The 11664-nt window shown below is 69.6% G+C and carries 11 protein-coding genes; 3 read left to right on the forward strand and 8 right to left on the reverse strand.

The features are described 5' to 3' along the window. Nucleotides 1-118: 118 nt before the first annotated feature. The 8 genes from ABZS66_RS13140 to ABZS66_RS13175 form a co-directional block, all read right to left on the reverse strand. The gene (locus ABZS66_RS13140; protein WP_354757336.1) at nt 119-1561 is read right to left on the reverse strand and encodes an APC family permease; all 1443 of its coding nucleotides are present in this window, start codon (nt 1559-1561) and stop codon (nt 119-121) included. A 114-nt stretch (nt 1562-1675) separates the two neighbouring features. Next, nucleotides 1676-2302 carry a GPP34 family phosphoprotein gene (locus ABZS66_RS13145; RefSeq protein ID WP_354757337.1) on the reverse strand — a complete coding sequence of 209 codons (627 nt, stop codon included), beginning with the start codon at nt 2300-2302 and terminating at the stop codon, nt 1676-1678. Between the two features lie 479 nt (nt 2303-2781). Then, the gene (locus tag ABZS66_RS13150; protein WP_354757338.1) at nt 2782-3339 is read right to left on the reverse strand and encodes a thioredoxin domain-containing protein; all 558 of its coding nucleotides are present in this window, start codon (nt 3337-3339) and stop codon (nt 2782-2784) included. Continuing rightward, nucleotides 3336-3827, reverse strand: a complete 492-nt coding sequence (locus ABZS66_RS13155) for a redoxin domain-containing protein (protein ID WP_354757339.1) — start codon at nt 3825-3827, stop codon at nt 3336-3338. Before ABZS66_RS13155 ends, ABZS66_RS13150 begins: the two co-directional genes overlap by 4 nt. A 53-nt stretch (nt 3828-3880) precedes the next feature. Beyond that, a complete protein-coding gene (locus tag ABZS66_RS13160; protein ID WP_354757340.1) occupies nt 3881-4318 on the reverse strand; it encodes a hypothetical protein in 438 nt (145 codons plus the stop codon). Nucleotides 4319-4353: 35 nt separating this feature from the next. Then, nucleotides 4354-6711: an immune inhibitor A domain-containing protein gene (locus ABZS66_RS13165; protein WP_354757341.1), complete on the reverse strand. Its 2358-nt coding sequence runs from the start codon at nt 6709-6711 to the stop codon at nt 4354-4356. A 138-nt stretch (nt 6712-6849) separates the two neighbouring features. Continuing rightward, nucleotides 6850-7485, reverse strand: a complete 636-nt coding sequence (locus tag ABZS66_RS13170) for a Crp/Fnr family transcriptional regulator (RefSeq protein WP_354757409.1) — start codon at nt 7483-7485, stop codon at nt 6850-6852. Nucleotides 7486-7502: 17 nt separating this feature from the next. After that, complete coding sequence (locus ABZS66_RS13175; RefSeq protein ID WP_354757342.1) at nt 7503-9416, reverse strand: adenylate/guanylate cyclase domain-containing protein; 1914 nt, start codon at nt 9414-9416, stop codon at nt 7503-7505. A gap of 170 nt (nt 9417-9586) precedes the next feature. Here ABZS66_RS13175 and ABZS66_RS13180 point away from each other — a divergent pair, with 170 nt between their 5' ends. The 3 genes from ABZS66_RS13180 to ABZS66_RS13190 all read left to right on the forward strand — a co-directional run bounded on the left by ABZS66_RS13180 (nt 9587) and on the right by ABZS66_RS13190 (nt 11427). Next, nucleotides 9587-10276, forward strand: a complete 690-nt coding sequence (locus ABZS66_RS13180) for a hypothetical protein (protein WP_354757343.1) — start codon at nt 9587-9589, stop codon at nt 10274-10276. A 13-nt stretch (nt 10277-10289) separates the two neighbouring features. Continuing rightward, complete coding sequence (locus ABZS66_RS13185; protein ID WP_354757344.1) at nt 10290-10913, forward strand: DUF6529 family protein; 624 nt, start codon at nt 10290-10292, stop codon at nt 10911-10913. Nucleotides 10914-10995: 82 nt separating this feature from the next. Then, nucleotides 10996-11427, forward strand: coding sequence for a Rieske (2Fe-2S) protein (locus ABZS66_RS13190; protein ID WP_354757345.1), 432 nt, complete (start codon nt 10996-10998; stop codon nt 11425-11427). The last annotated feature ends 237 nt before the right edge of the window (nt 11428-11664 follow it).

Below are 11664 nucleotides of genomic sequence, written 5' to 3' on the forward strand. Positions count from 1 at the left end.
GCAACAGAGCGCGACTGAGCACGGTGAGCTTGTCGTGACGTCGCCTGAATGAAACAGCAGTGAGGGAGGCAGGCCACCGCCTGCCTCCCTCACTGTGTGTCTTCCCTCTTGTGCGACGTCAGGAGCGGGTTTCCGCCAGCTCGGCGTCGAGACGGGCGGCGTTCGCGCGCGCGCCCAGACCGATCGACTCGTAGTCCGACCGGCTGATCCCGCGCAGGATGAGCGCCCAGATCAGGCCGATGACCGCGACCGCGCCGTAGGCCGCCGGGAAGGCCCAGACAGCGGCGTTCTCCTGGCCGGGGGCGAAGCCGAGCAGGCCACCGAAGTTGTCGACGACCAGCCAGATGATGTACCCCAGGGCAATCGTCGAGATGATCGGCGCGATGAGCCGCGACCACGCACCCTCGCCGCGGGCATCCTTGGCGAAGTAGAAGATCACCGACAGGGACGTGGCGAAGACCAGGAACAGCACGCCCACGCCACCCGAGGTGCCCAGCCAGAAGAACAGGTTGAGCATCGGGTCCCAGCCCTGCACCGCGAAGAGCACGAGCACGACCAGGGCGATGACGGTCTGGAACAGCGACCCGGAGGCCGGGGCGCCCGAGCGGGCCCGGGTGCGGCCGAAGAACGACGGGAGCACCCGCTCGCGGCCGAGCGCGAACGCGTAGCGCGCGGTCGTGTTGTGGTAGCTCAGGGCCGCGGCCGCGACGCTCGTGGTGAGCAGGATGAGCCCGACGTCGGCGGCCCAGGTGCCGCCCTTCTCGGCCAGGGTCGGGAAGAAGGGACCGCCGTCGGCGGCCATCTCCTGGGCCAGGCCCACGGTCTTGTCCACGCCGATGCTGGCCGCGGCGGCCCAGCTGGTGACCGCGTAGGACAGCACCATCACGCCGAGGCCGAGGAACGTGGCGGCGGCGACGGTGCGGTTCTTGCTGCGCGCCTCCTCGGCGAACACCGGCGCGGCCTCGAAGCCGACGAAGGCGGTCACCGCCACGGCGAAGGCCGGGCCGGCCGCGTCCTGCAGCCCACCCCAGCTCCACGGCTGGAGGCTCACCGAGCCGCCGTCGGGGTTGCTGAAGAAGATCACGTCGAAGATCGTCACCGCGATCAGCTCGGCGCCCAGCAGGACCATCAGGACCTTGCTGTTGACGTCGACGCGCAGCAGGCCGAGGATGGCCACGACCAGCCACAGGCCGAGGGCGAGGATCCACCATTCGACCTTGACGTCGGCCTTGTCGGCCAGGATCAGCGAGCCGAAGAAGCCGAACGCGCCGTAGAGGCCGATCTGCAGCAGGTTGTAGGCGAGCAGCGCGACCAGCGCGCCGGCCACGCCGAGCGGCCGGCCGAGGCCCTGCGAGATGTAGCTGTAGAAGGCGCCGGCGTTGGTGATGTGCCGCGACATCGCGACGTAGCCGAAGCTGAACACGGCCAGCACGACCGCGATGATCACGAACGCGAGGGGGAAGCCGGTCGTGCCGACCCAGGCCCAGGCGCTCGAGACCAGCGCGCCGACCACCATGAGCGGTGCGGCTGCGGTGAGGGCGAACATGATGACGGACGGCACGCCCAGCCGGTCGCGGGCTAATGCCTGTGATACCACGCTAGGTCGCGGGGGCGCCGTAGCGGACATCGGTCCTCCAGGGGGTTTTAAGGGGGGGAAGGGGGAAGAGGGAAGTCGTCACCCGCGCTGTGAGAGGACCGCCTCGCCGATCGCCGACTCGACCTGGAGGATCAGGTCGCGCAGCGGCGGCGGCAGGGTGGTGATCACGTGCTGAAGTCGTCGGAAGCTGGACTGGTCGCTGTCCCACAGGACGTGACCGGTGAGCCCGGTCGCCTCGGCCAGGCCGGCCAGGGTGGCGTCGGCGACCCGCATCGGCTCCGACCCGGTCAGCAGGCGGCGCAGGCGCACCACCCGGCCGGCGGGGAGGTTGATGTCGGTCGCGACCCACCGGGTGGAGCTGCGCAGCAGCCGCCGCACCGTGGTCTGCTCGACCAGCCCGTAGCGGGCCATCCGCTGGCCGACCGCGTCGACGGCGGTCTGCCCGAGGAACAACAGCCAGGTGCGGATCTCGCGGTGCTGGGTCTCGGCGACCATGGTCGCCAGGTTGGTGTGGGCCAGCGGGTCCGACGGAGGTTCGTGGCTGATCACCCGCAGGCGGTCACCCTCGCAGAAGATGCGCTGCTCCAGCACCAGCTCGCCCAGCAGCGCGCCGGCCAGGCCGATCTCGACCGCGCGCTGCGACAGCCGGGACTTGCCGTCCCGGTCGTCGTGGGCGATCAGGAAGAAGTCATCGGCAAGCAGCATTCGCCCGTACTCCCGTGGCGTGCCGGAAGGTGGGCACGGCATGGCGCGCCGCAGAGTCCAGCCAGGCGCGCACCGTCACCGCACTTCCGTATCGTCATCCGGCCCTCTGGGCCGTCCCGGATCCTGCCCCTGACCCGGGTCGAGTTTTCGGTTCCGAATGAACCTCGGGACCCAACGCGAAAGCATGCACCGCGCGTAAGCATCCGCGCAACCGGCGGAAATGCCGAGTTCTGTTAACTACTCGGGCGGAAACTCACATTGACGGGTGCCGCAGGAATGCTGGACTACCGAGCGTGACGAGCGGAATTTCGCAGGCTGTGACGGTGTACGACAATTGATGAAAAGCTTTTCCCCGCACGCTTTTCGGCCACCTGTGGGAATGTCGACCGACTGCCAGGTGGCCAAGATCGAAACATGACGCGGGGTAATACCGAGTGGTGGCTCGGGACTTTCACGGTGAACGAACCGTGCGCGGAGGGTTACATCGACTCGGCGGCCACGTCGACGGCCTCCAGCAGCTCGTCGAGCGCGTAACCTCCGTCGTGCCGCACCCCGTTGATGTAGAAGGTCGGGGTGCCGTTGACCCCGCTGCGCACCCCGCCGACGAAGTCGCGGCGGACGCGGTCGAGGTACACGTGCGCGCCCACCTCGTCGGCGAGCTCGTCCGAGGGTAGGCCGAAGTGGTCCACGCCGACCATGAGCTGCCGCGGGTTGATGCTGCGCTGGTGCTCGTAGAGCCAGTCGTGCATCTGGAAGAACCGCCCCCGCGCGGCCGCCGCCTCGGCGACCTCGGCGGCCAGGTCGGCGTAGGGGTGCACGTTCGTCAGCGGGAAGTGCCGGAACGTGAACCGGATCGTCTCCTGTCGCAGCCGCAGCAGGTCGAGCATGATCGCGTGGGCCATCCCGCAGTACGGGCACTGGTAGTCGCCGTACTCCACGAGCGAGACCGGCGCGTTGTCCGGGCCGGTCGTGTGGTCGTCAGGTCCGACCGGGACGACCAGCCGGGCCACCGTGACCTGGAAGGGTGTCGTGGTCATAGCACGGGCCGCCGTTCGTTGCCGAGCCCTTCGAGGGCGTTGAGGATGCCGTCGGCGCCGGGGTTGATCCCTGGTGGAGCGACGTGGTTCCACGCGACCACGCCGTCGGCGTCGAGGACGAACAGCGCGCGCTCGCACATGCCGGTCGACTCGTCGTAGACGCCGTAGGCGCGGGCGACGGCGCCCTTCGGCTCGAAGTCGGCGAGCAGCGGGAAGCGGATCCCCCGGTCGCCGGCGAACGCCTGGTGGCACCAGACGCTGTCGACCGAGATGCCGATGAGGCCGGCGTTGTAGCGCTCGAACTCGGGGAGGACGGCCTGGTACAGCGCCATCTGGTCGCTGCAGACCGGGCTCCAGTCGGCAGGATAGAAGGCGAGGACCGTGGGCCGGCCGCGGAACTGCGTGGTCCCGACCGTCTGGGCGTCCGGACCGGCGGGCAGCTCAAAGTCGGGCGCGTGCTGGCCGGGCTGGGGAAGTGGACCGCTCATGTATCAACCGTTCGCCGGGCGTGCGGCGACGGGGTCACCCGGATCGGGTGCCCTTACAGCGGCGTCGCCGTCGAGACGGTGAGCGGGCTGCCGGTGCAGGCGGTGAACGCGTTGGGGTTGGGCACGCCGACGACCTTGACCTTCTGGCCGTCAGGAAGTCTGGCCGCGTCGGGCGCGAGCAGCAGCGTCCACGTCACCGAGTCGGTGACCAGGCTGACGCAGGTGCCGTCGACCTTGATCCGGCCCTCGACCGTGACGACCGGGAAGTCGTCGGTCGGATGGTCGGGGCGCTTCGTCTTCGGTACACCGGAAGGAACGCTGATGGTCGGCTCGGGCGCAACGGACTGCGGCGAAGCCGCCCGGAAGGACGCCGAGGGCGACGAAGCCTCAGGTGACGACGGTGCGGCCGGCCCGGCGGAGTCGGTGGGCTGTGCCGCGCACGCGGCCAGGACGGAAACGGCGAGGAGGAGGCCCAGGTGTCGCATACCCACTTGGACCTCCTCCCGCCGTCATCGGTTCCGGTGGATCAGCCGGTGACCAGGATGGTCATCGACGTGCCGTTCTCGAACAGCGCGAACATCTTCACACCGTTGTTCGGGACCTTCACGCCGTAGTACGTGTTGGTCGCGGGGTCCTCACGGTAGTAGCTCTTGCTGTCGTCGAACAGCGGGTTGCCCCACTGGCCGCCGAGCTTGCTCGACGCGTTGGTCGGGCCGTAGTGCAGGCTGAACGAGTCCGTCCGCTTCATCGAGAACGGCGCGTCGAAGCCCTGGATGCGCGGCCGCCACGGCGTGCCGTCACCCTTCAGGACCAGGTCGGGGTGCGAGTCGATCGGCAGGATCAGGCCCTGGCCGTGGTGCTGGCTCGTGTTGTTGTCCGCCTGCGAGGTGTCCCAGTACGTGACCAGCAGGCCGGTCTGGTACGGGAAGTGCTCGACCCAGTCCGGCTTGTCGGCGAAGCCGAAGTTGTACGGACCGGTCTTCATGTACTTGTCGAACGACTCGTACGTGCGGTGCGTGGCGATGTAGTAGTTGTCGTACTCGGTGGTGATCGAGCTGCCCTGGACGGTGAAGCCCACCGCGGTCCAGCCGTTCGCACCGCCCTCGGCACCGTCGGCGAAGACGGTGGTCGAGCCGTTGGTCACCTTGATGTCGTCGGCGAAGAAGCCCTGGCCGGCGACGGCGCCGTCGGTGAAGTAGTGGAACCGGAGGCTGACCGTCTTGTTCGCGAACGCGGACAGGTCGAACGTCGCCGGGACGAAGCCGCTGCTCGTGCCGTCGATGCCGTTGCCCTCGGCCGCGGTGGTGATCGAGCCCGGGATCGCCTTGAACCCGGTGCCGTCGTCCACCTCGACGTATGCGTAGTCACACGCGTCCGGGCCGCAGTCCTCGATGTCCCAGGCCGCCTTGAAGCTCAGCGTGGTCGTGCCGGCGGGAATCGACACGGACCGGGTGAGCGAGTTGTTCAGGTCGTCGCCGGAGCCGCTCCACCACGACTTGGTGCCCTCGGGCGGAACGGGCAGCTGGGTGACGATCTTCTTCTTCGGCAGCACGACGACGACAGCCTGCGGTTTCTTGCTGTTGTACTCGTGCGGGCCGAGATCGACCAGCTTGGTCTTGCCCGCCTGCACGGTCGTGTAGTTCAGCCAGCCGAGCTGAAGCTTGTCCCACGCGCCGAGGTCGGCGGCGCGGGCCGCGATGCCGTTGTCGCTGGGCAGGCTGACCCGGCTCTGCGCCATGATCGTCCACCAGTTCACCGGGTTCTCGGCGTTGCCGCCGGCGCCCGAGGTGTCGTAGTGGTCCGGCAGGCCGAGGTCGTGACCGTACTCGTGCGCGAACACGCTCAGGCCGCCGTTCTCCGGCTGGATCGTGTAGTCACGCACCCACAGGCCGGTGGTCCCGATCTGGGTCCCGCCGAGCTTGTTGAAGTCCGGGCCGCTCGTGAAGTTCTGGAACGCCGCCCAGCGGTGGCTCCAGATCGCGTCCTCGCCCTGGTTCGGGTCACCGTCGGCCTGGTCGCCGCCGGAGTGGACGATCTGGAAGTGGTCGATGTAGCCGTCCGGCTCGTTGAAGTCGCCGTCGCCGTCGTAGTCGAACCGGTCCCACTGGTCGTACGACGCGAGCGTCGCCTTGATCTGAGCGTCGGTCTTGCCCTGGGCGTGCTGCCCGTCGACCCACGCGTTGATCGCGTCCTGGATCAGGTACCAGGTGTTGCTGCAGACGTTGCTGCCGCACGGGTAGCCGTTGCTGCGGCCGTACCGCGCCTCGTTGTACGGCACCTTCACCCAGTCGGTGACGAGACCGTCGACGCTGTACCGGCCGGAGGACTGCCGCTCGTAGTACGTCTTCAGTGACTCCGCGCCGTTGCCGGTCGCGAAGTACATGTTCTGGAAGTACTGCTTGCTGAAGTCCTGGGTCCAGATGGTCGAGTTGTCGACCGCCCGGTTGGGCTGCGGGATCTCATTGTGCAGCGGCCCGTCGAACCGGGCCGGGCCCTCGACGGCCGGGTTCGTGTCCTGGTCCGGGTAGCTCGGGTGCCGGGTGTTGCCGAACTCGGCGAGCACCACGAAGATCTTGTCGGTCTTCTCCCGGGTCAGCTCCACGTACTTGTCGACGTGGCCCTTGCCCTTCTTGCCGACGTTGACGACCGTGCTCGCTCCGCGCTTCTCCGCCGTGGCCTGGCCCGACAGGACCTTGGAGATGGCGACCTCACGAGTCTCGCGCCGCTGCTCCTCCAACGGGTTGGGCAGCTCGTCGGAGGGTGTCGCGGCGTCGACGGATGGTGTCTGTTTGGCCGGAACCGCTAGCGCGGAGCCTCCGGCGGCGAACACCCCCATCCCCGACGCAAGCGTGAGACTCAGCAGTCCCACGGTCAACTTACGCACAGGTACCTCCCTGGTGGGGCATGTAAGCACCGAGGCAGCTGTCGATGCCTCGATGCACCTGTGGCGAGAGACTAGGTGCTCCGTGTTTCCCGCAAAGATCCACAACGGGGTGGCAGGGTCAGGAAAAGGGTGCTCGGGTCATTGAGCGCGGTCTTTCAACGCGGAGAGATCGTGGACGATCACATGCAGCCGCCCCGTCTGGATCCAGCCCTCCTCACGCAGCGTGCGCAGCGCCTTGGTCACGGCCTCCCGCGACGACCCGGTCCAGCCGGCCAGCTCGTCCTGCGACAGCGGCAGGCTGATCCGCAGTCCCTCGGGGGTCTGCTCGCCGAACCGCTCGGCCAGCTCGACCAGCCGCGCCGCCACCCGGCCGGTGGTGTCGAACGCGCCGAACTCGATGCGCTTGCGGTCGGCGTCCCGCAGCCGCCGGGTCAGCTCCCGCATCAGCAGGAACGACACGCGGGCGTGGCCCAGGAGATACCGCTCGAAATCCGGCGACGGCACCGACAGCGCGGTGACGGGCTCGAGCGCGGTCACGGTCGCCGAGCGCGGACCGCCGTCGATCGCCGACAGCTCCCCGAGCAGCGCACCGGGCCCGCGCACGGCCAGGACCACCTCGGTGCCGGAGGCGGTGTCGGAGGAGACCTTGGCCCGCCCGGACCGCAGCACGATCACCGTCTCGGACTGGCTGCCCTCGCGGTAGATGACCGCGCCGCGCTTCCACTGGCGGCGATGGCCGGCCGCTTCGAGGGCGGCCTGTTCATCGGCGTGCAGGAGGTCGAAGAACTCGGTCACGACCCATCTTGGACCGCATACGCCCGGACTGTCTGTCGGCGACCTTTCACTTCGAGGTCGCCCAGGAAAACGGTCCGGGCCTGGTCGGCGGCCGGCAGCGCGTCGTACGTGGCGCCGCCGATCACCACCTGGCCCGGTTCGGCGATCGTCTGCAGGCGGGCGGCCACGTTGACCGCGTCGCCCATCGCGTTGAACCCGCGCAGCAGCTCGCTGCCGATGTTGCCGACCAGCGCGGGGCCGGTGTTGGCGCCGACCCGGAACCGCGGCCAGTCCGGCCGGCCCTCGGCGATCCCGCGGACCGCCGCCTGCATCTGGAGCGCGGCCCGCACCGCCCGCGCCTCGTGGTCGGCCTGCCGGGCGGGCGCGTTGAACAGCGCGAGCAGCGCGTCGCCGACGAACTGCACGATCGTGCCGCCGTTGTCGAGGATGCAGGGGACGGCGACGCCGTGGTAGCGGTTCAGCATCTCGACGATGTCGCCCGGCTCCACCGCCTCCGAGAACGTGGTGAAGCCGCGCAGGTCGGCGAACAGGGCGGTGACGTCGACGAGCTGCCCGCCGAGGGCCGCCTGGTCCGGGTCGGCGAGCAGCGCCGCCGCCACGTCCGGCGACATGTACTGGCGGAACAGCGTGGAGAGCTCGCCGTACAGCCGGGAGTTCTCGAGGCCGATCGACAGCTGGTTGGCGAGGGTCGCGCGCAGCTCCGGCCGGCCCCCGGGCGGGATCCGCACCGCGCCCGCGACCTGCCCCTTGACGGTCAGCGGCAGCACGTCGTCGCCGCGCAGGTCGAGCCGGTTGTTGGACATCAGCCCGACCTCGACCGGGCCGAACGAGTCCTCGACGGCGCTCGTCGCGGCCCGCAGGAACTCGGCCTCGCCCTGCCCGACCCGCGCCTGCTCGCCGACCGTCACCAGCGCGTTGAGCTGCCCCGACAGCTGTCGCTCGGCGAGCAGCGCCGCCGCCGCCCGGTCGAGCACCGCGGCCTGCATCTCGGTCAGCCCGAACCGCTCGGCCATCCGCGCCGCGAGCTGCTCGGCCGGCGCGCCGCGCTCCGAGTCCTGGAGCGCGTCGACCAGCTCTTCCAGCGCCTTCGCGTACTGGGCCCGGATGCGCCGCTTGGTCTCCGCGACCGCGATCCCGTCGAAAAGCCCCGCTGCCGTGCCTTCCCGGCGGTACTGGACATAGGCCGAATATCCGACGAACAGGAACGCGAGCGTCAGGATGATGTGCCACTCCCACCAGGAGAGCCGCCACTTGTCCGCCAGGGTCACATTGATCATCGACTCGGCGAGCAGGACGAATGCCGTCACGATGGAGATCAGGACTGCGCTGGGGCTTCTGCGGTACTGCGAATAGAAGCGAATCGCGGCGATCACGTAGAGCGCCACCGCCACCCACGAGGCCCACACCAGCGCGCCCTCGACGTCGCGCACCTGGGTCTGCCGGTTCAGCGGCGGCAGGTCGAGCACCGACACGACCACCCACGCGAACAGCAGCAGCCCGAGCGCCGCCCGCAGCGCCAGCTGCCACCGCGTGATGCCGGTGGGCAGTCGCAAAGACGACAGCACGGCGAGCACCGAGCCGAAGATCAGGCCGACCGCCATGGCCGAGTCGAAGCCCGCGTTGGGGTGGCCGATCAGCACGCCCGGCGTCGCCAGCGCGTGCGCGAACAGGAACCCGGCCGCGGCCAGGAACACCAGCGAGACCAGGAACAGCCGCCCGTCTGCGCGGTGCTGGGCGGCGACGCTCATCGCCGTGCCGATCGCGACGTTCACCGCCGCCACCGTCACGACCAGCCAGAAGTGCGTCTGATGGTGCTGCCAGATGACGTCGGCGCCCGGGGTGGTGAGCAGGAGCCAGAGTCCGGCGATCGGCAGCGCGAGGTGCACGGCCCAGACGACGACGCGTGGCATCGACGCACCCACCCTTCACTGGTCACGTTGGCGACATTGCAGCAGTTGCGTTGTGCGTCTTTGGACGCAGACACGCTACGCCAACCTCGGTCTCATATTCACCGACAGCGCGTTCTGGCTGATTTGGGTCGGGGCCTGTCGGCTCTGGACCTGATCTGTGGGAGTACTCGATGAAGCTCAAGGGACCGATCATCACGCTCGGCGTCGGCCTGGTCGTTGCCGGCGCCATCTACACGCTGAACGTCGACCTCAGCAATGACGTCGCCCGCAACAACACCGCCGCTTCGGCGGCGGCTTCCGTCGCCACCTCGGCGGCGGCTGCCGCGCCGTCGTCGTCGCCCTCCGCGGTCGCCTCCTCGCCGGCGGTTGTCGGCGACGGCAGCGGGCCGGCCGGCCAGCAGGGCACGCAGACCTACGCGGGCTCGGTGAAGTCCGGCGTCGCGTCGCTCGCGATCGTGGTCAACAAGGGCAAGGCGATCGCCTACGTCTGCGACGGCAAGTCCGCCGAGGCGTGGCTGGAAGGCACGATGGCCAACGGGCAGATCGACCTGAAGGGCCCGAAGGGCAGCCTCAAGGGCACCTACGGCAACGGTGTGGTCTCGGGCAGCGTCACCGCGGGCAGCAAGACGTGGGAGTTCGCGATCAAGCCGGCGGCTCCGCCGTCGGGCCTGTACCGCTCGGCGACGGCGCTGCGTAACCGCCTCGACGCGAGCTGGGTCGTCCTCCCGGACGGCACCCAGGTCGGCGTCGACATCACCGGCGGCACGGCGAAGCCCGCGCCCGCGTTCGACATCAACTCCAAGACCGTCACCGTCGACGGCACCGTGATCACCATCGAATCCTCGACCCCGGCCGCGTAAGGGAGCGCTTGCGATGTCTACCCCCATGGACGACTCCTGGCCCACGCCGGCTCCGGTCGCGCCGCCGGTGGCCACCCCGGTCCCCCCGGCTTCGCCGCCCACCTCGAAGACCGCCGCGACGCTCATCGTCCCCGTCCTGGTCGGCTGCCTGGTGGCCGCCACCCTGGGCGTGTACGGCAAGCTCCACGAGCCGACGGGCATCGCGGTGAACGTGGCGGGCTTCTCCAGCCCGCAGACGGTCAAGGTCTGGCTGGCGACGCTGGCCGGCTTCCTGGCCCTCGTGCAGCTGTTCACCGCCCTGGTGATGTACGGCAAGATCAAGCTGTTCGCCGGCGCCTCCTGGCTCGGCGCGGTCCACCGCTGGTCGGGCCGCCTGGCGTTCATCACCTCGATCCCCGTCGCGCTGCACTGCCTCTACGCGCTGGGCTTCGCGAACTACGACACCCGCGTCCTGGCCCACTCCTTGCTGGGCTGCTTCTTCTACGGCACGTTCGCCACGAAGATGCTGCTCCTGGCCAAGAAGGGCGTCCCGAACTGGGCCCTGCCCGTCTTCGGTGGCCTGGTCTTCACGGCGCTGTCCGGCCTGTTCGTCACCTCCGCGCTGTGGTTCTTCACCACCTTCGGCGTCAAGTTCTGAAAGGGCTGCACAAGACATGAGCAACCAGACAACACGCCGATCGCTCCTGGCCGGCACCGCCGCGGCGGGCATGACAGCGGCCTTGGCCGGCTGCGCCGCATACGGCGACACGGGCACCAGCGGCTCCACGGGCACCGACGCAGGCACCACCGGCGGCGGCGCGGGCGGAACGACCGGCGCCGACGCTGGAGCCGGCGCCAGCACCGGCAACGGCGGTGGTGGCGGCGGCACCGGTTTCGCCAAGACCAGCGACATCCCGGTGGGCGGCGGCAAGGTCTTCGAGAACGAGAAGATCGTGGTAACCCAACCAACGGCAGGCACGTTCAAGTGCTTCACCGCAATCTGCACCCACGCCGGCTGCGTGGTGGGAGACGTCTCCGGCGGCACGATCAACTGCCCGTGCCACGGCAGCAAGTTCAAGGTCGCCGACGGCTCGGTGGCCGGCGGCCCGGCGAAGAAGGCGCTGGCCGCGGTGGCCATCAAGGTGGACGGCGACGCAATCAAGAAGGCCTGACTCCCACAGAGGTCGAGCGCCCGGCCCCCGTCCGACAAGGACGACGGACCGGGCGCTCGGCTGCCCACCCCGACTCCAACGGCAGCGCCTCCGCCCTCGGCCCTGCCAGCGGCCCGGACCATGGCTCCGGCCCGCGGCCTCCACGGCCTGGACCCCTGGCTCCGGCCCGTGGCCTCCGCGGTCTGGACCCCTGGCTCCGGCCCGTGGCCTCCGCGGTCTGGACCCCTGGCTCCGGCC

The organism is Dactylosporangium sp. NPDC005572 (assembly GCF_040605515.1).
Classification (GTDB): Bacteria; Actinomycetota; Actinomycetes; order Mycobacteriales; family Micromonosporaceae; genus Dactylosporangium.